At 72.4% G+C, this 24628-nt stretch carries 19 protein-coding genes; 8 read left to right on the forward strand and 11 right to left on the reverse strand.

The annotated features are described in order from the left end of the window. Window positions 1-74 precede the first annotated feature (74 nt). The 5 genes from ACZ6BG_RS08075 to ACZ6BG_RS08095 all read left to right on the forward strand — a co-directional run bounded on the left by ACZ6BG_RS08075 (window position 75) and on the right by ACZ6BG_RS08095 (window position 4755). The gene (locus tag ACZ6BG_RS08075) at window positions 75-686 is read left to right on the forward strand and encodes a CDP-alcohol phosphatidyltransferase family protein (RefSeq protein ID WP_468998479.1); all 612 of its coding nucleotides are present in this window, start codon (window positions 75-77) and stop codon (window positions 684-686) included. After that, window positions 683-1546, forward strand: coding sequence for a phosphatidate cytidylyltransferase (locus tag ACZ6BG_RS08080; protein WP_468998483.1), 864 nt, complete (start codon window positions 683-685; stop codon window positions 1544-1546). The genes ACZ6BG_RS08075 and ACZ6BG_RS08080 overlap by 4 nt, the downstream gene beginning before the upstream one ends. Then, window positions 1543-2919 (forward strand): lysophospholipid acyltransferase family protein, encoded by a 1377-nt coding sequence (locus ACZ6BG_RS08085; RefSeq protein WP_468998487.1) that lies wholly within the window; start codon window positions 1543-1545, stop codon window positions 2917-2919. Before ACZ6BG_RS08080 ends, ACZ6BG_RS08085 begins: the two co-directional genes overlap by 4 nt. 103 nt (window positions 2920-3022) lie before the next feature. Continuing rightward, window positions 3023-3754: a nitroreductase family protein gene (locus ACZ6BG_RS08090; protein ID WP_468998490.1), complete on the forward strand. Its 732-nt coding sequence runs from the start codon at window positions 3023-3025 to the stop codon at window positions 3752-3754. 131 nt (window positions 3755-3885) lie between these two features. Continuing rightward, entirely contained in the window at window positions 3886-4755 is an 870-nt protein-coding gene (locus ACZ6BG_RS08095; RefSeq protein WP_468998493.1) for an alpha/beta fold hydrolase, read from the forward strand. A 101-nt stretch (window positions 4756-4856) separates the two neighbouring features. Here ACZ6BG_RS08095 and pruA read toward each other — a convergent pair whose 3' ends face one another. Continuing rightward, window positions 4857-6488, reverse strand: coding sequence for an L-glutamate gamma-semialdehyde dehydrogenase (gene pruA, locus ACZ6BG_RS08100; RefSeq protein WP_468998495.1), 1632 nt, complete (start codon window positions 6486-6488; stop codon window positions 4857-4859). A 50-nt stretch (window positions 6489-6538) separates the two neighbouring features. Continuing rightward, entirely contained in the window at window positions 6539-7519 is a 981-nt protein-coding gene (locus ACZ6BG_RS08105) for a proline dehydrogenase family protein (protein WP_468998497.1), read from the reverse strand. Window positions 7520-7669: 150 nt separating this feature from the next. On the opposite strand from ACZ6BG_RS08105, the gene ACZ6BG_RS08110 reads away from it, so the two are divergent. Further along, on the forward strand, window positions 7670-8974 hold the full coding sequence (locus ACZ6BG_RS08110; protein ID WP_468998499.1) for a PucR family transcriptional regulator: 1305 nt from the start codon (window positions 7670-7672) through the stop codon (window positions 8972-8974). Here the strand turns inward: ACZ6BG_RS08110 and ACZ6BG_RS08115 are convergent. The 3 genes from ACZ6BG_RS08115 to ACZ6BG_RS08125 form a co-directional block, all read right to left on the reverse strand. Then, window positions 8955-9602, reverse strand: coding sequence for an isochorismatase family protein (locus ACZ6BG_RS08115; RefSeq protein WP_468998501.1), 648 nt, complete (start codon window positions 9600-9602; stop codon window positions 8955-8957). The genes ACZ6BG_RS08110 and ACZ6BG_RS08115 overlap by 20 nt on opposite strands. 152 nt (window positions 9603-9754) lie before the next feature. Continuing rightward, window positions 9755-10774, reverse strand: a complete 1020-nt coding sequence (locus tag ACZ6BG_RS08120) for a GlxA family transcriptional regulator (protein WP_468998503.1) — start codon at window positions 10772-10774, stop codon at window positions 9755-9757. 131 nt (window positions 10775-10905) lie between these two features. Then, on the reverse strand, window positions 10906-11526 hold the full coding sequence (locus ACZ6BG_RS08125) for a TetR/AcrR family transcriptional regulator (protein WP_468998505.1): 621 nt from the start codon (window positions 11524-11526) through the stop codon (window positions 10906-10908). 96 nt (window positions 11527-11622) lie between these two features. On the opposite strand from ACZ6BG_RS08125, the gene ACZ6BG_RS08130 reads away from it, so the two are divergent. Continuing rightward, window positions 11623-13251 (forward strand): MFS transporter, encoded by a 1629-nt coding sequence (locus ACZ6BG_RS08130; RefSeq protein WP_468998507.1) that lies wholly within the window; start codon window positions 11623-11625, stop codon window positions 13249-13251. Between the two features lie 92 nt (window positions 13252-13343). On the opposite strand, the gene serA is transcribed toward ACZ6BG_RS08130, so the two are convergent. The 6 genes from serA to ACZ6BG_RS08160 all read right to left on the reverse strand — a co-directional run bounded on the left by serA (window position 13344) and on the right by ACZ6BG_RS08160 (window position 23511). Beyond that, window positions 13344-14948: a phosphoglycerate dehydrogenase gene (gene serA, locus ACZ6BG_RS08135; protein WP_405661527.1), complete on the reverse strand. Its 1605-nt coding sequence runs from the start codon at window positions 14946-14948 to the stop codon at window positions 13344-13346. Window positions 14949-15175: 227 nt separating this feature from the next. Continuing rightward, the gene (gene ilvC / locus ACZ6BG_RS08140) at window positions 15176-16174 is read right to left on the reverse strand and encodes a ketol-acid reductoisomerase (RefSeq protein WP_468998509.1); all 999 of its coding nucleotides are present in this window, start codon (window positions 16172-16174) and stop codon (window positions 15176-15178) included. Between the two features lie 130 nt (window positions 16175-16304). Next, window positions 16305-16829, reverse strand: coding sequence for an acetolactate synthase small subunit (gene ilvN, locus ACZ6BG_RS08145; RefSeq protein ID WP_030358981.1), 525 nt, complete (start codon window positions 16827-16829; stop codon window positions 16305-16307). A 42-nt stretch (window positions 16830-16871) separates the two neighbouring features. Next, complete coding sequence (locus tag ACZ6BG_RS08150) at window positions 16872-18731, reverse strand: acetolactate synthase large subunit (RefSeq protein ID WP_468998511.1); 1860 nt, start codon at window positions 18729-18731, stop codon at window positions 16872-16874. A gap of 253 nt (window positions 18732-18984) precedes the next feature. Then, window positions 18985-22110 carry a putative bifunctional diguanylate cyclase/phosphodiesterase gene (locus tag ACZ6BG_RS08155; protein ID WP_468998513.1) on the reverse strand — a complete coding sequence of 1042 codons (3126 nt, stop codon included), beginning with the start codon at window positions 22108-22110 and terminating at the stop codon, window positions 18985-18987. A gap of 450 nt (window positions 22111-22560) precedes the next feature. After that, window positions 22561-23511: a 2-hydroxyacid dehydrogenase gene (locus tag ACZ6BG_RS08160; RefSeq protein ID WP_468998515.1), complete on the reverse strand. Its 951-nt coding sequence runs from the start codon at window positions 23509-23511 to the stop codon at window positions 22561-22563. Window positions 23512-23617: 106 nt separating this feature from the next. Here ACZ6BG_RS08160 and ACZ6BG_RS08165 point away from each other — a divergent pair, with 106 nt between their 5' ends. After that, window positions 23618-24616 carry an aldo/keto reductase gene (locus ACZ6BG_RS08165; protein WP_468998518.1) on the forward strand — a complete coding sequence of 333 codons (999 nt, stop codon included), beginning with the start codon at window positions 23618-23620 and terminating at the stop codon, window positions 24614-24616. Window positions 24617-24628: the final 12 nt, after the last annotated feature.

Below are 24628 nucleotides of genomic sequence, written 5' to 3' on the forward strand. Positions count from 1 at the left end.
CCTACCGTACTCAGACCCCATTTGAGTACGCACCCCGATTTTCCGGGACCTCCGGCGGCGGCAGAGTCACCTGCATGAACGCTTCCTCCGGCTCCTCGGGATCGCCCGGCCCCGGCCTGTACGCGCTGAAGCCCTGGTACGCGCGGAAGCTCTCCGGCGTGCGCGGCGCGCTGGCCCGCCGCGAGGTGTCCCCGGACACGCTGACCGCGGCGGGCGTGGTGTGCGCGGCGGGCGCGGGGGCGGCCCTGGCCTGGCTCCCGGCCCCGCTGGCGGCCCTGCCGGTGGCACTCCTGCTCGCGGCCCGCCTGGCGTTCGCGAACCTCGACGGCGCCCTGGCCCGCGACACCGGCCGCACCACGCGCCGCGGCGCCCTACTGAACGAACTGGGCGACAGGGCGGCCGACTTGGCGGTCCTGGCCGGCTTCCTCACCCTGGCCCCGCTGTGGCTGGTGGCGACGGCGGCCCTGGCGGCGACCCTCCCGTCCTGGGTCTCCCTCGCGGGCGCGGCGGCGGGCGCACCGCGCCTCAACGGCGGCCCGGTCGGCAAGACGGAACGCTGCGCGCTGGTGGTCGTGGCGGCGGCGTCCGGATGGTGGGTCCCGGTCCTCACGGTGATCGCGGTGGGCTCGGCGGTGACGGCGGGGACGCGGTGTGTGCGGCTGTGGGGGGAGTTGGGGGCGCGATGAGTCTCGTGGTTCTGGTCGGGGAGGCGGTCGGGCGGGCCGCGCCGGTGGTGGCGGGGGTGCTCGGGGCCGGGGGTGTGGCCGTGGCCGCGCTGCCCGCGCGGGTGCGGATGCGGGCCGAGTTGCGGCGGCGGTGGCGGACCTGGGCGCTGGCGGCGCCGCTGTTCCTCGGGGCGTTCTGGGCGGGCCCGGCGGGCGCGTTCGTGCTCGCGGCGGGGCTCGGGGCGGTCGCGGTCGGCGAGTACGCCCGGATGGCGGACCTGCCGCGCGGCGAACGCGCGGTGCTGTGGGCGGCGGCGGTCCTGCTCCCGGCGGCGGCCTGGGCCGCGCCGGACGCCCTCGACGTACGGGTCTTCGGCGCTCTCCTGCTCGTCGCCGCGCTGCCCGCGCTGTTCTCGGGCGACGCGGCCCACGGCTTCACCCGCGCCGCCCGTACCGTCTTCGGCCTGCTGTGGATCCCCGTGTCCCTGACCGGCCTGGTCCTGCTCGGAGACACGGCGGTGGCGGTGGGCGTGGCGGTGGCGTTCGGCGACGTGGGCGCGTGGTGCGGCGGCACGGCCCTGGGCCGCCGCGGCCCCCTGGCCCACCCTCTCTCCGCCCTCTCCCCCAACAAGACCTGGGCGGGCGTCCTCGGCTCGGCCGCGGCGACCGCCGCCGCGCTGGCCGCGGTCGGTGCCTTCACACCGCTGCTCTGGCTCGCCGTCCTGACCGGCTGCGTCCTGGGCGACCTCCTGGAGTCGATGGTGAAACGCGAGGCGGGCGTCAAGGACGCGGGCACCTGGCTCCCCGGCTTCGGCGGCCTCCTGGACCGCGTCGACTCCCTGCTCCTGGCCCTGCTCGTGACGATGGCGGTGACACTGTGAGGACGCCTACGACAGCCCATCAGCCCACCACGCCAACCCACCACCCCGCCACGGCAACCCACCAACCCACCCCGGCAACCCCCCAGCCCGTCCGACGTTTGAGGACGAGGCGCGAAGCGCCGATCAACGGAGCCAGGCCCCACCCGAAGGGAACACCCACCCCGGGGGTCCAGGGGGCGGAGCCCCCTGGTTACGGGAAGGGGCGGGACCGGGGAAGGCACAGCGCAGCGCTCCTACGCCGAGCCCTCTGGTGGACCCTCCTCACCCTCACCGGCGGCGTCTCCCGCCGAGGCCACCTCCCCCGGGGCGGCTGCGTGGTCGTGGCGAACCACACCTCCCACGCGGACACGGCGGCCCTCCTGGCCGCCCTGGACGCGGCCCACGCCCCCACGATCGCCGCGGCGGCGGACTACTGGTTCGCCTCCCGCTGGCGCAGCCGCGTCTGCTCCCGCCTGGCCGCGGGCTTCCCCGTACGCCGCACGGGCGGCGGCATGGACGACCTGCTGGCCCGGACGGGCGACCTGCGCGCGGGCCGCGCGGTGGTCCTGTTCCCGGAGGGCACCCGCGCCCGGGCGGGCGAGCTGGGCGCGTTCCACAAGGGCGCCCTGGTCCTGGCGAGGGAGGCGAACGTCCCCGTGGTCCCCGTGGGCATCGCGGGCACCGACCGCCTCCTGCCGAAGCACGGCAAGCTCCGCCCGTCCCTGGTCCGCGTCCGCATCGGCACCCCGCTCCCGCCGACGGCGACCCCGGAGGAGGCCCGCGAGGCGGTGTCGGCACTGCACCGCCGTACGACCGACGAACCGCTCAAGGACTCCGGTGTCCGCAAGCGTGTCGCCCGGGTCCTCGCGAGCCGCTGGGCCCTCCCCCTGGCGTTCGCCTGGGCGTTCGCGGAGGCCCTGAGCTGGCCGCTGATGCCGGAGCTGCTCCTGGCGATCGTGTGCGTGGCGGTGCCGCGGCGCACGTTGAAGCTGTCCCTCGCGGCGCTCGCGGGCACGCTGGCGGGCGGCGCCCTCGCTCTCCAACTCGCGGCGTCCGGAGCCCAGTTGCCGCAGCCCCTCACGACGGACCGCATGCGCGCGGAGGTGCGCCAGGAGCTGACCACGGACGCGGCGGCGGCCGTCCGCGAGCAGCCGTGGAACGGCATCCCCTTCAAGGTGTACGCGGCCGGGGCGGGCCACGCCGACATCCCGGCCCCGGACTGGCTGGCCCAGTCGGCCCTCGCGCGCGGATCGCGCACCCTCACGGTGGGCCTGGCGTGCGGCGCGTTCGGCTTCCTGGCCCACCGCCTGCGCCGGTACTACGGCCTGTACCTGGCGCTGCTCGGCACCGGATTCACGATCGGCCTGTCGCTGATCGTACGGAGCTGGAGCTGACCGACGACAGCCGCCGGGGACGGCCCAGGGGCACCGGACCCGCCCCCGGAAAACCCCGCACCGCCCCCTGTCCGCCCCCGCCCCCGCGCGGCACACTCGGCTCATGCCTGATACCGAACAGAGCAAGCCGGAGACCGGACACCCCGAAGAGCGCTGGACCCCCATCCACGGGCAGCCCTACCGCTCCGTCCCCTACCGCCCGGCCCGCATGCCGGAGGCCGAATCCCTCAGCCAGGCGGCGGAGTTGAGGGACCGCATGCGGGAGCGCCGCACGGTGCGGCAGTTCTCGCCGGACCCGGTGCCGACGCAGGCCGTGCGGGACGCCATCGCCTGCGCGGCCACCGCGCCGTCGGGCGCGCACCAGCAGCCGTGGACGTTCGTCCTCGTACAGGATCCGGAGATACGCCGCCGGATCCGCGAGGCCGCCGAGCACGAGGAGCGCATCTCCTACGACGGGCGGCTCGGCGAGGAGTGGCTGGCCGCGCTGCGCCCGCTCGGCACGGACGAGGTGAAGCGGCACCTGACGGACGCGCCCGCGCTGATCGTCGTCTTCCAGCAGCGGTACTGGCTGGGCGAGGACGGCACCAAGCACAAGCACTACTACGTGGACGAGTCCGTCGGCATCGCCGTCGGGATGCTGCTCTCGGCCCTGCATCTGTCGGGCCTGGCCGCGCTGGTGCACACGCCGAGCCCGATGCGGTTCCTGTCGGAGGTGCTCGGCCGTCCGGCGAACGAGAAGGCGTTCGCGGTGCTCCCCGTCGGCTATCCGGCCCCGGACTGCCAGGTCCCCGACCTCGTACGGAAGTCCCTGGACCAGGTCCTCGTGGAGGTGTAGCCGCACAGGCCCGCCCCCGCCCGCGCACCCCCACCCTCTGGCTAACTAGCAAAAGACACTTGACTGGTTAGCCAGAGGCGTGCTCGAATCACCTCATCGGCAACCACTGAAAGAGCGATGAGGGGTTAGAGATGAGCACCCAGGCGCACTACCGGTCCATCGAGGTCCGCGGCCACGAGATCTTCTACCGCGAGGCGGGCCCCGCCGACGCCCCCGCCCTGCTGCTCCTGCACGGCTTCCCGACCAGCTCGCACATGTTCCGCGACCTGATCCCGCGCCTCGCCGGGCGCTACCGCGTCATCGCCCCCGACCACATCGGCTTCGGCCGCTCGGCGACGCCCGCCGCCGCGGACTTCCCCTACACCTTCGCCGAACTCGCCCTCGTCACCGCCGAGTTCACGGAGGCGATCGGCCTGACCCGGTTCGCGCTGTACGTGCAGGACTACGGCGCCCCGATCGGTCTGCGCCTCGCGCTCGCCCACCCGGACCGGGTCACGGCGATCGTCACGCAGAACGGCAACGCGTACGAGGAGGGCCTCGGCAAGGAGGCGTGGGCGCCCGTGTTCGCGTACATCGCGGCGCCGAGCGAGGAGACGGCCGGGCCCGTCCGCGCGATCCGCTCCCCCGAGGGCGTCAAGTGGCAGTACACGCACGGCGTCCCGGACCCGAGCACGGTCAGCCCGGACGCCTGGGAGCACGACGTGGCCCTGATGGCACGGGCGGGACAGGACGAGATCCAGCTCGCCCTGATGGGTGACTACGGCAGCAACATCGACCTCTACCCGGACTTCCAGGCGTACTTCCGCGCGAGCCAGGTGCCGGTGCTCGCCGTGTGGGGCGGCCACGACGAGATCTTCGTGCCCGCCGGGGCGCTCGCCTTCCAGCGCGACCTGCCCGAGGCGGAGATCCACCTGCTGCCGACGGGCCACTTCGCCCTGGAGACGCACGCGGCGCAGATCGCGGGCCTGATGGACGACTTCCTCACCCGGCGGGTGGGCTGACGCGGATACGTCACCGCCCCCGGCCGGGGTGGGGCCCAGGCCGGGGGCGGGGGTCAAGGTGGCGTCGGGCCGCGGGCGGGGCCCGACGCCGGTCGGGGGCCTCAGCCCATGTGCGGGTAGGAGTAGTCGGTCGGCGGGACCAGCGTCTCCTTGATGGCGCGGGTCAGGGTCCAGCGCTGCAGGTTCTGCGGGGCGCCGGCCTTGTCGTTGGTGCCGGAGGCGCGGCCGCCGCCGAAGGGCTGCTGGCCGACGACGGCGCCGGTCGACTTGTCGTTGATGTAGAAGTTGCCCGCGGCGTAGCGGAGCTTCTCCATCGTGTACGCGGCCGCCGCGCGGTCGTTCGCGATGACCGAGCCGGTGAGCGCGTAGTCCGACACCGACTCCATCTGGGCCAGCATGTCGTCGTACTTGTCGTCCTCGTAGACGTGCACGGCGAGGAACGGGCCGAAGTACTCGGTCGTGAAGACCTCGTTGGCCGGGTCCGAGCACTCGACGACGGTCGGGCGCACGAAGTAGCCGACGGAGTCGTCGTAGGTGCCGCCCGCGACGATCGTGCAGGAGTCGTCCGCCTTGGCGCGGTCGATCGCGGCCTTGTTCTTGGCGAACGAGCGCTCGTCGATGACGGCGCCGATGAAGTTCGACAGGTCGGTGACGTCACCCATCTTGATGGCGTCGACCTCGGCCGCGAACTCCTCCTTGAAGCCCGAGTTCCAGATGGAGGCCGGGATGTACGCGCGCGAGGACGCGGAGCACTTCTGGCCCTGGAACTCGAAGGAGCCGCGGGTCAGCGCGGTCTTCAGGACGGCGCGGTCGGCGCTCGGGTGGGCGACGACGAAGTCCTTGCCGCCGGTCTCGCCGACCAGACGCGGATAGGTGCGGTACTTCGCGATGTTCTCGCCGACCGTCTTCCACAGGTGCTGGAAGGTCGCCGTCGAGCCGGTGAAGTGGATGCCCGCGAGGTCACGGTGGTGCAGGGCGACCTCGGAGACCGCGATGCCGTCGCCGGTGACGAGGTTGATGACGCCCTTGGGCAGGCCCGCCTCCTCCAGGAGCTGCATGAGGAGGACGGCGGCGTGCGTCTGCGTCGGGGACGGCTTCCACACGACCACGTTGCCCATCAGGGCCGGGGCGGTGGGGAGGTTGCCCGCGATGGCCGTGAAGTTGAACGGCGTGATCGCGTAGACGAAGCCCTCGAGCGGGCGGTGGTCCAGACGGTTCCAGACGCCCGTGGAGTTCGCCGGGGGCTGCTCGGCGAGCAGGTCGCGGGCGTACTTCACGTTGAAGCGCCAGAAGTCGACGAGCTCACAGGGAGTGTCGATCTCGGCCTGCTGGGCGGTCTTGGACTGGCCGAGCATGGTGGAGGCGGCCAGCGTCTCGCGCCACGTCGTGGACAGCAGCTCGGCGGCGCGCAGGATGATCGCGGCGCGGTCGTCGAAGGACATCGCGCGCCAGGCCGGAGCGGCGGCCAGGGCGGCGTCGATCGCGTCCTGGGCGTCCGCTTGCGTGGCGCCGCGGCCGGTGCCGATGACGGCCTTGTGGTTGTGCGGCTGCACGACCTGGAAGGGCTCGCCGCCGCCGAGGCGCTTGACGCCGCCGATCGTCATCGGCAGCTCGATCGGGTTCTCGGACAGCTCCTTGAGCTTGGTCTCGAGCCGGGCGCGCTCCGGGGAGCCGGGGGCGTAGCCGTGGACCGGCTCATTGACCGGGGCGGGGACCTGGGTCACAGCGTCCATGAGTTCCGTAACTCCTTTGTGCGGGGGAAATCTGGCGGCCGGGGGCGGGCTCAGCCCTTGGTGAGGACCGACCGGGCGAAGAACAGCAGGTTCGCCGGCTTCTCCGCGAGACGGCGCATGAAATAGCCGTACCAGTCGGTGCCGTAGGCGGTGTACACGCGCATCCGGTGGCCCTCGGCGGCGAGCCGCAGGTGCTCGTCGCTGCGGATGCCGTACAGCATCTGGAATTCGTACTCGTCCAGTTTGCGCCCGGCGCGGCGCGCGAGCTCCTGGGTGATGGCGATGAGCCGCGGGTCGTGGGACCCGATCATGGGGTAGCCGGAGCCCTCCATGAGGATCTTCAGGATCCGGACGTACGCCTTGTCGATCTCGGCCTTGTCCTGGTACGCGACGGAGGCGGGCTCCTTGTAGGCGCCCTTCACGACGCGCACGCGGCTGCCGTCGGCGGCCAGGCGGCGGGCGTCGTCCTCGGTGCGGAACAGGTACGACTGGATGACGCAGCCGGTCTGCGGGAAGTCCTTCCGCAGCTCCTCGTGGATGGCGAACATCGAGTCGAGGGTGGTGTGGTCCTCGGCGTCGAGGGTGACGGTGGTGCCGATCTCGGCGGCGGCCTCGACGACCGGGCGGACATTCGCGAGGGCCAGCTCATGGCCGCCCTGGAATTGTTCAGCGAGGCCGGAGGCCTCTCCGTTGAGGGCGGTGGTGGGAGACGGGAGGGCCTGTCCGAACATCGACAGCTTCACGGACATCTCGGCCTTCGTGCCGAGGCCCAGGTCCTTGAGCCGGTCGATCAGCTCCAGGTAGGCGTCGCGCGCGGCGTGGGACTGCTCCACGGTGGTGATGTCCTCGCCCACCACGTCCAGGGTGACCTCAAGGCCCTTGTCGGCGGCGTCGACGACGATCGGGACCACCTGGTCGACCGTCTCACCGGCGATGAACCGGTCGACGACCTGCTTGGTGCCCGGCGCCGCCGACACGAAACGGCGCATCTGGTCACTGCGCGACGCGGCAAGGATCACGGGACCCAGCACGGGCACCTCCACGGGAGTACGAGCGAGTGCCGTACGGACAATTTTGCGACAAAACCGGTACGACACGGAGAACCACCGTGAAACTTATGGATCCCTCCGACCGTGAGCCATCGACACCTGTCACGCATCCGTGGGCTGTATCTCAGACATATGTATGAGGTCCGGGCCGGACTACGTGAGAATGGGCTTCGTACGGATGGCACGACCGAAGGGCGGCGGCGGGTGAAGGGCGACTACCAGGAACTGGTCGACGAGATCTCGACCCTGCTCGGCGCGCCGGCCACGCTGGAGAACCGCGACTTCGAGCTGATCGCCTTCGGCGCGCACGACGGCGGCGACGGCCTCGACGCCCCCGACCTGGACCCGGTCAGGACCCGCTCGATCCTCACCCGCCGCTCCACCGCCCAGGTCCGCGCCTGGTTCGAGAGCTTCGGCATCACCCGCGCCACCCGCCCGGTCCGGATCCCGCCCACCCCGGAAGCGGGCGTGCACCGCGGCCGCGTCTGCCTTCCGGTACGCCATCGGGGGTTCGCCCTGGGCTACGTCTGGCTGCTCGACGACGAGCCGGGCCCCACGGACACGCAGCTCACCGCCGCCATGGAGGTGGCCGCGCGGATCGGGGCGCTGCTCGCGGAGGAGACCCAGGCGGGTGCCGACCTCACCCGGGAGTTCCGGGCGGCCCTGACGGCGGAGCGCGGCTGGCAGCGGGACATGACGGTGGCGGCGCTGCACACCGCGCTCGGGCCGCGCGCGGACGGGCCGCACGCCCTGGTGTGCGTGGCGCCCTGGCACTCCCCCGGCTCCCGGCGCCACTCCGGCAGCGGACCGGCGGCCACCGCACCGGCCCTCGACCCGCTCGCCGACCCGGACGACGCGCCCGCGCTGCGGACGGTGCCGGGCGCGGCGGCGCTGTGCACGGTGCCGTGGACCACCGCGCCCGGCGTCCTCGGCCAGGCGCTCGCGGTCCTGGTGCGCCTCCGGTCGGCGGACGCCCTGACGCCCGCGCTCACGGCGGCCGCGCGGCTGGCGGAGTCGGCGGGGCAGGGCTCGGCGGCCGGGGTGGCCGGGGCGCGGCGGGGGCTCGACGACCTGGCGGCGGCCTGGGGCGAGGCGACGGCGGCGGCGCGGGCGGCGCTCGCCGAACCGCGGTTCGCGCCGCTCGCGCGCTGGTCCGACATCGGGCCGTACCGGCTGCTCACGGCGCTGCCCCCGGAGGCGGCGCGGGACGCGGTGGCCCGCGAACTGCTCTCCCCCTCCCATCGCGAACTGGCCCGCACGGCCGAGGTGTTCCTCGACCGCGCGGGCCAGGCGGGGCGTGCGGCGGCCGAGCTTGGCATCCACCGTCAGACCCTCTACTACCGGCTCTCGCGCGTGGAGCAGCTCACGAAGCTGGACCTGGACGAGGGCGAGGACCGGCTCCTGCTGCACATGATCCTCAAGGCGTCACGCCTGTAGCGGACGTCTGGCCGATCAGGTCGTCCACCGTGGGCGCGACCCGGCCGAACAGGTCGCCGATCGTGGCCAGTGCGGCGCTGTGCAGGGCCGCCGCGGGCAGGGCGGTGCCGTGGGTGTCGGCGAGGGTGCGGGTGGCGGTGGCCTCGGCGACGACGGTGGGCCGGTAGCCGAGGTTGAAGGCGCCCTGGGCGGTGAAGGTGACGCACATGTGCGTCATGAACCCGGCGAGCACCAGCTCCGCGCCCGCTTCGACGCCCAGCTCGCCGAGGACTTCCTGGAGCCGGGTCTCGTGGAAGGAGTTGGGGAACTGCTTGACCACGACGGGCTCCCCGTCGACGGGGGCGACCTCGTCGCAGATCGCGCCGATCTCCGCGCGGATGTCGTAGGGAGTGCCCTCGCCGCCGTCGTTCACGATGTGGATCACGGGGATTCCGGCGGCGCGGGCGGCGGCGAGGAGCCTGGCCCCGGCGGCGAGCGCCTCGCTCGCGCCCTCCAGCTGCATCACGCCGGTGGTGTACGTGTTCTGGTAGTCGATCAGGACGAGGGTGCTGTCGCCGAGGCGGGGCAGCTCGGCCTCCAGGCCGATCACCTGGCGGAGGGTGGCCGAGGGCTTCGTGGCAGCGGTCATGGCAGGGGTTCCTTTCGAAGGGGGTACGCGACGGGCGTACGGGTCCAAGGGGGTACGCGACGGGCGTACGGGCACGGCGAAGCGGCGCGGCTCGCGCGTGTGCCCGGTGGCCCGGGTGTCGGTCGGTGGAAGGCGGTGCCGGATCCGGCGGATCAGGTCGTGGTGCGAAAGCGGCGGCGATAGGCCGCGGGGGTCGTGTCGAGCTGTTTGCGCAGCGCCCGGTGCAGGGTCTCCACGGAGCCGAACCCGCTGGCGGCGGCGACCTGCTCCAGCGGCTCGTCGGTGCTTTCGAGGATTCGGCGGGCGGCCTCCACGCGGACGGCCTCGACGTAGGCGGCGGGTCCGGTGCCGGTCTCCTGGCGGAAGACCCGCGCGAAGTGCCGTTCGCTCAGAGACATCCGCCCGGCGAGCGCCGCCGCCGACAGGTCGGCGTGGAGGTGCTCCGCGATGTACATCCGCAGTTCCTCGATGTCCCGCCGGGACGCGGGCGGCCGGCTCAGCGGTACGGAGAACTGGCTCTGCCCGCCCTGGCGCTTGAGGTACATCACCAGTTGCCGGGCCACCGTGAGGGCGACCTTCTCGCCCAGGTCCTCGGCGACCAGGGCGAGCGCCAGATCCATGCAGGCGCTGATCCCCGCCCCGGTCCACACCCGCCCCGACCGCACGAAGATCGGGTCGGCGTCGACCGTCACCTCCGGGTGTTCGGCGGCGAGTTGGGCGGCGGTCGACCAGTGGGTGGTCACCCGCTTCCCGTCGAGCAGCCCCGCCGCGGCCAGGACATGCGCGCCGACGCACACCGACGCCACCCGCCGGGCGCCGGGCGCGGTCTCCTTCACCCACGCCACGACGTCCTGGTCGATCCGGGCGACCGGACCTTCGGGGAGCATGTCGACGGCGCCGGGCACGAGCAGCGTGTCGATGACACCGCCACGCCCGCCGCCCTCGCCGCCCGCACCGCCCCCGCCGACCTCGGCGAAGGACAGGTCGGCCAGCAGCCGCACCCCCGCCGACGTCGTGACGGCGCCGCCGGTCGGCCCCGCCAACTGCACGTCGTAGCCCGCGCGGCCGCCGGTCTCCCGGTTGGCCAGCGCGAACACCTCGGCCGGACCGGTCACGTCGAGAAGGTCGACGTCCGGGAAGACCGCGATGACGATGCGTCGGGAACGGGGCATGCCCTTATCGTCGCCCGCGCCCCGCGCATCCACAATGACGGACTTCTGTCACATCCGGACACGCGAGAGGCCCGCGCCGGGCATCCGGCCGCGCGGCACACGGGCACCGGCCTCCGCGCCAGAAACCCGTGTCAGCCGTCCACTCCAGGCGCCCCAGGCATCCCAGACACCCCAGGCGCCCCCGCCCGCTCCATCACGCGCCGCAGCCCCTCCGTCAACTGCGCCGCGTCCGTCGCCGAATCCGGGTCGAAGAGCCACTGCACCATCAGCCCGTTGAGCAGCGTCGTGTAGAGCCGCCCCTCCGCGTCGAGGACGTCGTCGCCCAGCGTGTCCTCGTCCACATCGAGCAGCACCGCGGCGAGCCCCGCCCGCCCCTCCCGCTGCGCCTTGGCGACGAGCTCGCGCACGCCGGGCAGCCGGTCGCCGTGGGTGACGAACTCCAGACTCAGCAACCACACCCCGCGCGCCTCGGGGAACGTACGGATGACGTTGCCCCACACCTCCCGGAACCGCTCCAGCGAGCCGCCCGGCGCCGCGCCCGCGTCGCCCACCGGGTCGAAGGCGTCGCCGATGGACTCGATGAGCGCGATGTAGGCCTGCGCGAGCAGCGCGTCCTTCGAGCCGTAGTGGTAGCCGATCGAGGCGAGGTTCGTCCCCGACTCCTTGACGACGTCGCGCGCCGTGGTGCGCACGAACCCCTTCTCCAGCAGGCAGCGCTTGGCGCCTTCCAGCAGATCCTCACGGTGTCCCATGCACCAACTCTACCCACGATCCAGACACCCGTCCTACACGTTCGTCCCACACACCCGTACTAGACAACTGTTTTATACGACCGTACAGTCCCGGTCATGCCTACGAACCCACCCCCGCAGGGGTCCCCTCGGACGCCCCCCTTTGCCTCCGCACCCGTCCCGGACCGCGCGGGCCGCAAGGAGTGGACGGCCCTGGCCGTCCTGATGCTGCCGCTGCTGCTCGTCTCGATGGACGTCTCCGTCCTGTACTTCGCGGTCCCCGCGATCAACGCCGATCTGGAGCCGACCGGCACCCAACAGCTGTGGATCTTCGACGTGTACGCCTTCGTGCTCGCCGGACTGCTCATGACCATGGGCTCGTTGGGTGACCGCGTGGGCCGCCGCAAGCTCCTGCTGTGCGGCGCCGCCGCGTTCGGCGCGGCCTCCCTCACGGCCGCGTACGCCGACAGCGCCGAACTCCTCATCGCCGCCCGCGCCGTCCTCGGCATCGGCGGCGCCACGCTGATGCCGTCCACGCTCGCGCTGGTGCGCACCCTGTTCCGCGACCCCGGGCAGCGCGCGCAGGCGATCGGGATCTGGTCCGGCGTGCTGGTCGCCGGGGTGGCGCTCGGCTCGGTGCTCAGCGGGCTGCTCGTCGAGTTCTTCTGGTGGGGCTCGGTGTTCCTGGTGAACCTGCCCGCGATGGCGCTGCTCCTGGTCCTCGCGCCGGTCCTCATCCCCGAGTCGAGGGACCCGCGCCCGGGCCGCTTCGACCTCCTGAGCGTGCCCTTGTCCCTTGCGGCGGTGCTCCCCGTCGTCTACGGCCTCAAGGAGATCCCGTCCGAGGGCCCGCGCCCGGAGTACGTCGTGTCGATCGCCGTGGGCCTCGTCTTCGCCGTCCTCTTCGTACGCCGCCAGCGCACGGCCGCGTCACCGCTGGTCTCCCCCGCCCTGTTCCACGGGGCGCGCGGCTTCGGTCCCGCCGTCGTCCTGAACCTCGTCTCGTCGTTCGCGATGATGGGTTCGGCGTACTACACGACGCAGTACCTGCAGTCCGTGCTCGGCAAGAGCGCGCTGGAGGCGGCCCTGTGGGCGCTGCTCCCGTCGGTCCTCATCGGCTGCGCGGCGCCGGTCGCGTCGGCGCTGGTGCGGCGCGGCACCGACCGGGCGTATGTGGTCGCGGGCGGCTTCGCGGTCGCCGCGTGCGGGTACGGGCTGCTGTTCCTCGCCGACACCGACGCCCTGTGGACGGTGCTCGCCGGGGCGGGCGTGCTCGCCTGCGGCGCGGTCGTCGTCGGCTCGCTGCTGACCGACCTGGCGCTCGGTGCGGCGCCCGCGGAGAAGGCCGGGGCGGCGTCGTCGCTCCTGGAGACCGGGCAGGAGTTCGGCGGGGCGCTCGGGATGGCCGTGCTCGGGTCGATCGGCACGGGGGTGTATCGCGGCGAGATGCCCGCGGGGGCGCCGGATGAGGCCCGGGAGACGCTCGGGGGCGCGGTCGCGGTCGCCGCGCACCTGCCGTCGCCGGCGGCGGAGGCGCTGACGGCGGCGGCGCGCTCTGCGTTCACCAGCGGCATGCATGTAGCGGCGCTGGTGGGGGCGGGGATCCTGCTGGGTGCGGCGGGGGTGGGGGTGCTGGCGCTGCGCGAGGCTCCCCGGTCCCGCCCCTCCCCGAACCTGGGGGCTCCGCCCCCAGCCCCCCGCTCCTCAATCGCCGGAGGGGCTGTCCATAGCCCGTCCGGCGATTGAGGACGAGGCGCGAAGCGCCGACAGCGGGGGTCCGAGGGCAGCAGCCCCCGGTTTCGGGAAAGGGGTGGGACTGGGGAAAGCCCCGCAGGGCCCTAGTCCGCCAGGTTCACGGACCGCGCCGAAGTCGCCCCGATCTCCTCCGCCAGCTCCGCGAGGACCGGCTGCGGCACCGTGTCGTCGACGGTGAGAACGGCAAGCGCCTCACCCCCGACATCGGCCCGGGCAACCTGCATCCCGGCGATGTTGATCCCGGCCTCACCGAGGACGCGCCCGACGGTGCCGACGACACCGGGCCGGTCGGCGTAGCGAAGGACGACCATGTGGTCGGCGAGCGCGAGATCGACGTCGTAGTCGCCGACGGCCACGATCTTCTGGTGGTTCTTGGGCCCGGCGAGCGTGCCGGACACGGCGATCTCCTCGCCGTCGCCGAGCGTGCCGCGCACGGTGACGACGTTGCGGTGGTCGGGCGACTCGGAGGAGGTGGTGAGCCGCACCTCGACGCCGCGCTCCTGGGCGAAGAGAGGCGCGTTGACGTACGACACGGTCTCGTCGACGACGTCCTCGAACACGCCCTTGAGGGCGGAGAGTTCGAGCACCTTCACGTCGTGCTGGGTGATCTCGCCGTACACCTCGACGTCGAGCCGCGCGGCCACCTCGCCCGCGAGCGCGGTGAAGATCCGGCCGAGCTTCTCGGCGAGGGGAAGCCCGGGGCGTACGTCCTCGGCGATGACGCCGCCCTGGACGTTCACGGCGTCGGGCACCAACTCGCCCGCGAGGGCGAGCCGCACGGACTTGGCGACGGAGATGCCCGCCTTCTCCTGGGCCTCGTCGGTGGAGGCGCCGAGGTGCGGGGTGCAGACGACCTGGTCGAGCTCGAAGAGCGGGGAGTCGGTGCAGGGCTCCTTGGCGTACACGTCGAGACCGGCGCCCGCGACGCGGCCCTCCTTGAGGGCGGAGTACAGCGCTTCCTCGTCGACGATGCCGCCGCGCGCGGCGTTGACGATGCGCACGGACGGCTTGACCTTGTGCAGCGCGTCGTCGCCGATGAGGCCGAGGGTCTCGGGGGTCTTCGGCAGGTGCACGGTGATGAAGTCGGAGACTTCGAGGAGCTCGTCGAGGGAGAGGACCTTCACGCCCATCTGGGCGGCGCGCGCGGGCTGTACGTACGGGTCGTAGGCGACGACCTTCATGCCGAAGGCGCTCATGCGCTGCGCGACGAGCGCGCCGATGCGGCCGAGGCCGACGACGCCGAGCGTCTTCTCGGCCAGCTCCACGCCCGTGTACTTGGAGCGCTTCCACTCGCCGTTCTTCAGGGCGGTGTTGGCCTGCGGGATGTTGCGCGCGGTGGCGACGAGCAGACCGCAGGCCAGCTCGGCGGCGGTGACGATGTTGGACGTCGGGGCGTTGACGACCATCACGCCGGCCTTGGTGGCGGCGGAGACGTCGACGTTGTCCAGGCCGACGCCCGCGCGGGCGACGACCTTCAGCTTGGGAGCGGCGGCGATGGCCTCGGCGTCGACCTTGGTCGCGGAGCGGACCAGGACGGCGTCGACGTCGGCGATGGCGGGCAGCAGCTCGGCGCGGTCCGCGCCGTTGCAGTGCCGGATCTCGAAGTCCGGGCCCAGGGCGTCGACGGTGGCGGGCGACAGCTCTTCAGCGATGAGTACGACCGGTTTGCCGTTGGCAGCAGTGCTCACGTGAGTCCTCACTAGTCCAATGCGGACGGCCGTCCCGACGGCCGCAGGCGGTGGAGGTGGCTAGCCGCGAAGACGCACGACGCTGTGGGCCTGACGCGAATGTGGTTTGCAGTGTAGTGGCGCGTCCGGGGGCCTTATGCGCCTCACTGGAAGGATCACCCGGACGTGGCTGGACGCCACGGACAACGTCGGGGCCGGGGCACACCGCCCCGGCCCCGAAGCCCGTCCTACTTGTCCTCGTCGACCCAGCTCATGAGCTTGCGCAGCTCCTTGCCGGTGGTCTCCAGGAGGTGCTCGGAGTCCTGCGTCTTGTACTCGTTGTACTTCTTCAGGCCGCCGTGGTACTCGTCCATCCAGTTCTTGGCGAACGTGCCGTCCTGGATCTCCGCGAGGACCTTCTTCATCTCGGCCTTGGTGGCGTCGGTGATGATGCGGGGGCCGGTGACGTAGTCGCCCCACTCGGCGGTCTCGGAGACCGACCAGCGCATCTTCTCCAGGCCGCCCTCGTACATCAGGTCGACGATGAGCTTCAGCTCGTGCAGGCACTCGAAGTAGGCGATCTCCGGCTGGTAGCCCGCCTCGACGAGGGTCTCGAAGCCGGCCTTGACCAGCGCGGCCGTACCACCGCAGAGGACGGCCTGCTCGCCGAAGAGGTCGGTCTCGGTCTCCTCGGTGAAGGTCGTCTTGATGACGCCCGCGCGGGTGCCGCCGATGCCCTTGGCGTACGACAGGGCCAGCTCGAAGCCCTTGCCGGTGGCGTCCTGCTCGACCGCCGCGATGCACGGGACGCCGCGGCCCTCCTCGTACTGGCGGCGCACCAGGTGGCCCGGGCCCTTGGGGGCGACCATGGCGACGTCGACGCCCGCCGGGGGCTTGATGAAGCCGAAGCGGATGTTCAGGCCGTGGCCGAAGAAGAGCGCGTCGCCCTCCTTGAGGTTGTCCTTGATGGACTCCTCGTAGACCTGGGCCTGGATGGGGTCCGGCACCAGGACCATGATGACGTCGGCTTCCTCGGCGGCCTCGGCGGGCGTGACCACGCGCAGGCCCTGCTCCTCGGCCTTCGCCTTGGACTTGGAGCCCTCGTGGAGGCCGACCCGCACGTCCACACCGGAGTCGCGCAGCGAGAGGGCGTGGGCGTGACCCTGGCTGCCGTAACCGATGACAGCGACCTTGCGGCCCTGGATGATGGACAGGTCGGCGTCGGCGTCGTAGAACAGCTCGGCCACTGGATATCTCCTATGTGTGCTGGTGTTGCGTCCCACCGTACGGCGGGCTGGGTGAGGGAAGTTGTCGGGTCTCGCTATCCGGGACCCGCGCCCCGCGCGCGGGAGGGTGACCCGCGCGCGGGGGCGGGCGCTACGCGGAGCGGTCGAGCGCGCGCAGGCTGCGGTCGGTGATGGAGCGCGAGCCGCGGCCGATGGCGATGGTGCCGGACTGCACCAGCTCCTTGATGCCGAAGGGTTCCAGCATCTTGAGCATGGCCTCCAGCTTGTCGCTGCTGCCCGTGGCCTCGATGGTGACGGCCTCCGGGGAGACGTCCACGGTCTTGGCGCGGAACAGCTGGACGATCTCGACGATCTGGGAGCGGGTCTCGTTGTCGGCGCGCACCTTGGCGAGGACCAGCTCGCGCTGCACGGCCGCACCCGGCTCGAGTTCGACGATCTTCAGGACGTTGACCAGCTTGTTGAGCTGCTTGGTGACCTGTTCGAGCGGGAGTTCCTCGACATTCACGACGATGGTGATGCGGGAGATGTCGGGGTGCTCGGTGACGCCGACGGCGAGGGAGTCGATGTTGAAGCCGCGGCGGGAGAAGAGGGCGGCGATCCTGGCCAGGATGCCGGGGGTGTTCTCGACGAGGACCGAGAGCGTGTGCTTCGACATGGGGGTCATGGCGGTCATTCCTCTTCCTGGTTCCTGCTGCTCTCAGTCGTCTTCGTTGTCGCCGAAGTCGGGGCGCACGCCCCGGGCGGCCATGACCTCGTCGTTGGAGGTGCCTGCGGCGACCATCGGCCACACCTGGGCGTCCTCGTGGACGATGAAGTCGATCACGACGGGGCGGTCGTTGATGGAGTTGGCCTCTTCGATGACCTTGTCGAGGTCGGCCGGGTCCTCGCAGCGGATCGCGTGGCAGCCCATCGCCTCGGACAGCTTGACGAAGTCCGGGACCCGGGTGCCCGCGCTCGGCTGCTTGCCGTCCGCGTCCGGGCCGCTGTGCAGCACGGTGTTGGAGTAGCGCTGGTTGTAGAACAGCGTCTGCCACTGGCGGACCATGCCGAGCGCGCCGTTGTTGATGATGGCGACCTTGACCGGGATGTTGTTCAGGGCGCAGGTGGTCAGTTCCTGATTGGTCATCTGGAAGCAGCCGTCGCCGTCGATCGCCCAGACCGTGCGGTCGGGCTGTCCGGCCTTCGCGCCCATCGCGGCCGGGACGGCGTAGCCCATGGTCCCGGCGCCGCCGGAGTTGAGCCAGGTCGCGGGCTGCTCGTACTGGATGAAGTGCGCGGCCCACATCTGGTGCTGGCCGACGCCCGCGGCGAAGATCGTGCCCTCCGGGGCCAGCTGGCCGATGCGCTCGATGACCTGCTGGGGCGCGAGCTGCCCGTTGTCCGGGTGGTCGTAGCCGAGCGGGTACGTCTCGCGCCAGCGGTTGAGGTCGGCCCACCAGGCGGCGCAGTCGCCGGTGTGTCCTGCCGTGTGCTCGGCCTGGATGGCCTGCACCAGGTCGGCGATGACCTCGCGGGCGTCACCGACGATCGGGACGTCGGCGGTGCGGTTCTTGCCGATCTCGGCGGGGTCGATGTCGGCGTGCACGACCTTCGCGTACGGCGCGAAGCTGTCCAGCTTGCCGGTGACGCGGTCGTCGAAGCGGGCTCCGAGGGCGACGATCAGGTCGGCCTTCTGCAGCGCGGTGACGGCGGTGACCGCACCGTGCATGCCCGGCATTCCCACGTGCAGCGGGTGGCTGTCGGGGAACGCGCCGAGCGCCATCAGGGTGGTGGTGACGGGCGCTCCGGTGAGTTCGGCGAGGACCCTCAGCTCGGCGGTGGCACCGGCCTTGATGACGCCGCCGCCGACGTAGAGGACGGGGCGCTTGGCGGCGGTGATGAGCTTCGCGGCCTCGCGGATCTGCTTGGCGTGCGGCTTGGTCACCGGGCGGTAGCCGGGCAGCTCCTGCTGGGGCGGCCACGAGAACGTGGTGCGCGCCTGCAGGGCGTCCTTGGCGATGTCGACGAGGACGGGGCCCGGGCGGCCCGTGGAGGCGATGTGGAAGGCCTCCGCGATGGTGCGCGGGATGTCCTCGGCCTTGGTGACCAGGAAGTTGTGCTTGGTGATCGGCATCGTGATGCCGACGATGTCCGCCTCCTGGAAGGCGTCCGTGCCGATCGCCTTGGACGCCACCTGGCCGGTGATCGCGACCAGCGGGACGGAGTCCATGTGGGCGTCCGCGATGGGCGTGACCAGGTTGGTTGCGCCGGGCCCCGACGTCGCCATGCAGACGCCGACCTTGCCGGTGGCCTGCGCGTACCCGGTGGCCGCGTGGCCCGCGCCCTGCTCGTGGCGGACCAGGATGTGACGCACCCGGGTGGAGTCCATCATCGGGTCGTACGCGGGGAGGATGGCACCTCCGGGAATGCCGAATACCGTGTCGGCCCCGACTTCCTCGAGAGAACGGATCAGCGACTGCGCGCCCGTGACGTGCTCGACGGAGACGGACTGCGGTCCTGAGGATCGGGGCCGGGGCTGCGGATGGTGGGCCCCGGTGGCCTGCTCGGTCATCGGCATTCTCTTCTCGAAGCTGAGGGTCTTTGCTGAGGATTCTGCGGGGGTGGCGCGGGGTTTTTGCCAGGGTTTGGCAGGTGCCAGTGCAACAAAAAACCCCTCGTGCCGTGAGGCAAGCGAGGGGAGCGCGCCGGGTGCGGTCGCTGGGTTTCTCCGGTGTCCGGACCGGTGCGTCCCAGCTTCAGCCGACGCGCTTTCCAAGTACGAGAATTCGGGTGCGCATGGCTCTGACCCTCCCCCTGGCGCGCCACACCTGTCAAGTAGGTGGGACGGGCGTCTCAGCATGTGAGCGCCCATAGGAGGGAGATCCGGCCGCGAGAGCGGCCCCCGCCGCGCCGAAGGGTGTGGTGGGACCGCCGAAGGGCGTCGGCGAGTCGCCGTACGCCGCCGAGGCGGCCTTGAAGGCGGGCGCGCCCTCCCCGTAGACAACGGACTCGGGGGCCGGGCCGCCCACGCACACCGGCTCCACGGCGCCGTGCGGCACGGGATATTCCCCCACCGCGAGCGCCCGGCGCAGCCGGTACTCGTCGAGCGGGCCCGAGAACGCCATGCCGTAGCCGTGCGTGCAGCCCATCGCGCGCAGGGCGATGACCTGTTCGGGCAGGTCGACGCCCTCGGCGACGGAGCTCAGGCCGAGGTCGCCCGCGATCCGAAGGAGCCCCGAGGTGATCTTGTGAAGCCGCGCGGACTCCACGACGCCCTCGACCAGACCGCGGTCCAGTTTCAGTACGTCGACGGGGAGCCGGCGCAGCGCGGTGATCGCCGCGCCGCCGCTGCCGAACCCGTCGAGGGCGATGCGGACGCCGAGGCGGCGCAGGGACGCCAGGCGGCGCTCCAGGTCGTCGAAGGACACTCGCGGGTCGCTGTCGGCCAGCTCGATGACGAGTCCGCCGGAGGGCAGGCCGTGCCGGGTGAGCAGCGCCTCGATGGAGCCGAGCGGCATGGAGCGGTCGACCAGGCGGCGGGCGCCGACCCGCACGCAGACGGGCACCGCGTGGCCCGTCCTGCCGCGCTCGGCGGCCTGCTCGACGGCTTCCTCCAGGAGCCAGCGGCCCAGCTCGGCGGCGCGGTCGCCGCCGTCGGCGGTGCGCAGGAACTCGGCGGGCGTGAACAGGATGCCCTGGGCCGAGCGCCAGCGCGCCTGGGCCGCCACGGAGGTGACCTGGCCGGTCTCCAGGGACACCACGGGCTGGTGCAGGAGCACGAACTCGCCGTCGTGCAGGGCGCTGCGCAGCCGCGTGGCCAGCTCGGCCTTGCGGGCCACGTCGGCCTGCATCTGGGGCGCGTACAGCTCGACGCGGCCCTTGCCCGCCGCCTTCGCCCGGTACATCGCGAGGTCGGCGTTGCGCAGCAACTCGCCCGCGCCGACGCCTGGTTCGGCGAAGGCCACGCCGATGGACGCGGCGACCCGGACGTCGTTGCCGTCGATGTCGTAGGGCTGGGAGAGGCGGACTCTCAGGCGGTCGGCCAGTTCGAAGATGTGCCGCTCGCGGGCGGCGTGGTCACGGGTGCCGTCGCCGACGATGAGGGCGGCGAACTCGTCCCCGCCGAGCCGGGACGCGGTGTCCGAGGCACGGACGGCCTCTTGGAGCCGCTGGGCGGCCTGCACGAGCAGCGTGTCGCCTGCCTGGTGCCCGATCGTGTCGTTGACGGCCTTGAATCCGTCGAGGTCGATGAAGAGGACTGCGGTGCCCCGGTCGGTGACTCTGCGACCGCCGAGCGCGGCGGCGACCCGGCGGGTGAAGAGTGCCCGGTTGGGCAGGTCGGTGAGTGGATCGTGCTCGGCGTTGTGCTGCAACTGCGCCTGCAGGCGCACGCGTTCGGTGACGTCGCGGCTGTTGAAGATGAGGCCGCCGTGATGGCGGTTGACGGTGGACTCGACGTTGAGCCAGTCGCCGCAGCCGGACTTGAAGCGGCATTCGATGCGGGTGGTGGGTTCCTCCACGGGGTTGGCGGCGAGGAAGCGGCGCACTTCGTGGACGACGCGGCCGAGGTCCTCGGGGTGGATGAGCGTGGCCAGTTCGGAGCCCACGAGGTCGTCGGCCTCGCGGCCGTAGACCCCGGCGGCGGCCGGGCTGACGTAGCGCAGGATGCCGCTGGGCGCGGCGATCATGATGACGTCGCTCGACCCCTGGACCAGGGACCTGAAGTGGTTCTCCTTCTGGGCCAGTTCCTGGGTGAGCGTGATGTTGTCGAGCAGCATGATGCCCTGGCGCACGACGAGCGCGAGGACGACCGTGCCCGCGGTGAACAGCACGACCTCGTCGACGCTGCGGCCGTTGAGGACGTTGTAGAGGATCCCCAGGGTGCAGACGGCCGCGGCCAGGTAGGGCGTGAGGGCGGCGAGCGATCCGGCGATGGGCCGGGTGGTGGCGTAGCGCACACGGCCGTCGGGGCGGTCGCCGGGACGGTCGTCGCGGTCAGGGCGGTCGTCGTGCGCGCGGGGGGCGCGGCCGTCGGGGCAGCGGGTCCTGCCGTACCCCCGGTACGCCGCGCGCACCGGGCTTTCGTCGGCGCGGGCGGATCCGGAGTCGCCGCGGGTGTGCCCGGACACCGCCCACGGCGCGTAGGCGAGCAGGAGCGAACCGGCGAACCAGCCCGCGTCGAGGAGCTGGCCCGAGCGGTAGCTGTTGTGCAGCATCGGCGAGGTGAACAGCGCGTCGCACATCACCGTGAGCGCGAGGGCGCCGATGGCGGTGTTCACGGCGGTGCGGTTCGCCGATGACCGTCTGAAGTGCAGCGCGAGGACCATGCTGACGAGCGCGATGTCCAGGAGCGGATACGCCAGCGACAGCGCGGCGTGCGCGACGCTGGGGCCCTCGAACTGCGCGTTGTGCGCGAGGGCGAGGCTCCAGGACAGCGTGAGCAGGGAGCCGCCGATGAGCCAGGCGTCGAGCGCGAGGCACACCCAACCGGCCTTCGTGACCGGCCGCTTGGCGAGCACGAGCAGCCCGATGATGGCGGGCGGCGCGAAGCACAGGAAGAACAGGTCCGCGTAGCCCGGGCTGGGCACGGGGCGCTCGAGGACGACCTCGTACCATCCCCAGACGCCGTTGCCGCAGGCTGCCATCGCCGAGGAGAGCGCGAACAGCAGCCAGGCGGGTCGAAAGCGGCTGCGGCGGGTGCGGGAGTACCGGAAGCAGGAGACGGCCGCGATGGCGGCGGCGGTGCTGAGCCCGAAGTCCCCCATGATGAGCGCCAGGCGGTTCGATCCCCAGCCGAGCGCGGACCCGGTCGCGTATCCCCCGCAGACCAGCAGCAGGACGACCTGTGAGAGCAGTCCGGAGCCGGGGGCCGGGCGCCGGGCGAGCGGCGCTCCGGGCGGCGCGGGCGGCCCGATCCTGCTCTCCAGGACGGTCGCGGAAGCCGACTGCCCGCTCACCGGCCCGCCCCGCTCCTCGCGGTGACGCCCCGGCCGGGGGCGCCACGACCACGGACCGGGCCCGGTGCGGGGCCGCGACAGGACGGGCTCACGGTGCGGAAGTCGCTGATCCGCCGCGCGGTGCGGCACGGCAGCAGGCGGTGACGCCGGATGGCGTCCCGGCGTCTGCGGATCGGTGTGCGCGAGAGTCGTCGGCGGTGGTCCCGCCGCGTCGGATCGTTCGCCCATAGGCCGTACATCGCCCGTCGCCCCCCTCGCAGTCCTGTTGCCACGTCCCCGGCGCCGAATGGTCCACGGCGCGTCCCCAGTCGGGACGATACACCAGTCTCGTCACTCAGGGACAGGGCCGCTCTACTCTCCGTGACTGCCAGCGTCAATGCGGACACGCGGCGCACGCGGGCGGGTGCGGAGCGTGCGCGGAACGTTCCCTACCGCTTCCGCGCCCCTTCGCTACGCGGTCGTCAGGACGACGTTGGCGAGCGGTTCCCCGGCCGCGTACCGGTTCAACTGGCCGGCCAGGAGGCGCTTGGCGCGGGGCAGGAACGCGGATGTCGGGCCGCCCACGTGCGGGCTGATGAGCACGCCGGGGGCCTGCCACAAGGGGTGGCCGGGGGGCAGCGGCTCCGGGTCGGTGACGTCGAGGGCGGCGGTGAGGCGGCCGTTCTCCAGCTCGGCCAGGAGCGCCTTGGTGTCGACGACGGGGCCGCGGGCCACGTTCACCAGGAGCGCGCCGTCCTTCATGTGCGCGAGGAAATCGGCGTTCACCATGCCGCGCGTGGAGTCGGTGAGCGGCGTGGAGAGGATCACGACATCGGCTTCGGGCAGCAGTCGGGGCAGTTCGGAGAGCGGAAGCACAGGACCGCGCTCCGTGGCACGCTCGGAGCGCGCAACGCGCGCCACCCGCGCACACTCAAAGCCCGTGAGCCGGTCTTCGATCGCCGAACCGATCGCTCCGTAGCCCACGATGAGGACGGACTTGTCGGCGAGGGCCGGATTGAACCCCTGGCGCCACTCCTGTACCCGCTGTCCCTCCACAAAACGCGGGATGCCCCGCAGGGAGGCGAGGGTCAGCGTCAGGGCGAGCTCGGCGGTGCTGGCTTCGTGCACCCCGCGCGCGTTGCACAACCGAACACCCGGAGCGAGCTGTTCGACGGCGGGCAGCACGTGGTCGACGCCCGCGGTCAGGGTCTGGACGACGCGCAGCGACGTCATCCTGGACAGCGGGCGCGCGCAGACCGCGGGGTCGATCATGTAGGGGACCCCGTAGAAGACACAGTCGGCGGGGTCGGCGGGATAGTCCCCGCCGCCGTCCCAGAATCGGTAGGTGAAGCCTTCGTCGTGGGCGGCGGGCAGGCCTTCGATCTCGGACGCCGCCACGGGCAGCCATACGTCGGTCGTCATGCCCAGGAGGCTAATGCGCACAGGCCGCACGCGGTGTGCCCGGGCGCAGAGGTTACGTTGGGGGCCGCCCGGACGAAGATCACCGGACAGGGGAGGGTACGGCCAGGTGGAGCGCAGGACGATCGGCGCGGGGGCGCTCGGGGTGGGCGCCGTCGGACTCGGCTGCATGCCGATGAGCTGGGCCTACACCAGCTCCCGACAGCGCGGTGACGCCTCGATGCGCACCGTGCACGCGGCGCTCGACGAGGGTTCGACGCTCCTCGACACGGCGGACATGTACGGGCCGTTCACCAATGAGCTGTTGATCGGCCGGGTGCTGAAGGAGCGGCGTGCGGAGGCCTTCGTGTCCACGAAGTGCGGGCTGCTCGTCGGCGAGCAGCACATCGTCGCCAACGGCCGCCCCGGCTATGTGAAGCGGGCCTGCGACGCGTCGCTGCGGCGCCTGCAGACGGACACCATCGACCTGTACCAGCTGCACCGCGCCGACCCCGAGGTGCCCGTCGAGGAGACCTGGGGCGCGATGGCCGAGCTGGTGTCGGCCGGGAAGGTGCGCGCGCTCGGGCTGTGCGCGGTGGGCGCGCGGGCGGGCCGCCGCGCGGGGGCGCGCACGGGTCTTCACGACGCCACGATCCGGCAGTTGGAGCGCGTCCAGCAGGTCTTCCCGGTGGCGGCGGTGCAGGCCGAGCTGTCGGTGTGGTCGCCGGAGGCGCTGGTGGCGCTGTTGCCGTGGTGCGCCGCGCGCGGGGTGGGGCTGCTGGCGGCGATGCCGCTGGGCAACGGCTTCCTCACCGGCACGCTGACGCCGGGGCAGGGCTTCGAGCCGGACGACCTGCGGGCCCGGCATCCCCGGTTCACCGCCGAGATGATGGCGGCCAACCAGCCGCTGGTGGTGGGCCTGCGCCGGGTCGCCGCACGGCACGGCGCGACGCCCGCGCAGGTGGCGCTTGCGTGGGTGCTCGCGCAGGGGCCGCAGGTGGTCCCGATACCCGGCGCCAAGCGGGAGCGCTGGGCGCGGGAGAACGCCGGGGCCGCGGAAGTGGTCCTCACTCCCGCGGACCTGGCGGAGCTGGCGGAGCTGCCTCCGGCGCAGGGGTCGTGGGACTGAGGGCCGGGGCCG

The sequence above is a fragment of the Streptomyces sp. NPDC041205 genome, assembly GCF_055591765.1.

What these genes read in the sequence shown, in the direction of transcription:
- ACZ6BG_RS08090 (WP_468998490.1), top strand. Translation starts at nt 3,023, where the DNA reads ATGCCTGATACCGAACAGAGCAAGCCGGAGACCGGACACCCCGAAGAG.
- ilvN (WP_030358981.1), bottom strand. Translation starts at nt 16,829, where the DNA reads ATGTCGAAGCACACGCTCTCGGTCCTCGTCGAGAACACCCCCGGCATC.
- ACZ6BG_RS08130 (WP_468998507.1), top strand. Translation starts at nt 11,623, where the DNA reads ATGCCTACGAACCCACCCCCGCAGGGGTCCCCTCGGACGCCCCCCTTT.
- ACZ6BG_RS08075 (WP_468998479.1), top strand. Translation starts at nt 75, where the DNA reads ATGAACGCTTCCTCCGGCTCCTCGGGATCGCCCGGCCCCGGCCTGTAC.
- ACZ6BG_RS08115 (WP_468998501.1), bottom strand. Translation starts at nt 9,602, where the DNA reads ATGACCGCTGCCACGAAGCCCTCGGCCACCCTCCGCCAGGTGATCGGC.
- ACZ6BG_RS08110 (WP_468998499.1), top strand. Translation starts at nt 7,670, where the DNA reads ATGTATGAGGTCCGGGCCGGACTACGTGAGAATGGGCTTCGTACGGAT.
- ACZ6BG_RS08120 (WP_468998503.1), bottom strand. Translation starts at nt 10,774, where the DNA reads ATGCCCCGTTCCCGACGCATCGTCATCGCGGTCTTCCCGGACGTCGAC.
- pruA (WP_468998495.1), bottom strand. Translation starts at nt 6,488, where the DNA reads ATGGACGCTGTGACCCAGGTCCCCGCCCCGGTCAATGAGCCGGTCCAC.
- ACZ6BG_RS08095 (WP_468998493.1), top strand. Translation starts at nt 3,886, where the DNA reads ATGAGCACCCAGGCGCACTACCGGTCCATCGAGGTCCGCGGCCACGAG.
- ACZ6BG_RS08080 (WP_468998483.1), top strand. Translation starts at nt 683, where the DNA reads ATGAGTCTCGTGGTTCTGGTCGGGGAGGCGGTCGGGCGGGCCGCGCCG.
- ACZ6BG_RS08125 (WP_468998505.1), bottom strand. Translation starts at nt 11,526, where the DNA reads ATGGGACACCGTGAGGATCTGCTGGAAGGCGCCAAGCGCTGCCTGCTG.
- ACZ6BG_RS08160 (WP_468998515.1), bottom strand. Translation starts at nt 23,511, where the DNA reads ATGACGACCGACGTATGGCTGCCCGTGGCGGCGTCCGAGATCGAAGGC.
- ACZ6BG_RS08150 (WP_468998511.1), bottom strand. Translation starts at nt 18,731, where the DNA reads ATGCCGATGACCGAGCAGGCCACCGGGGCCCACCATCCGCAGCCCCGG.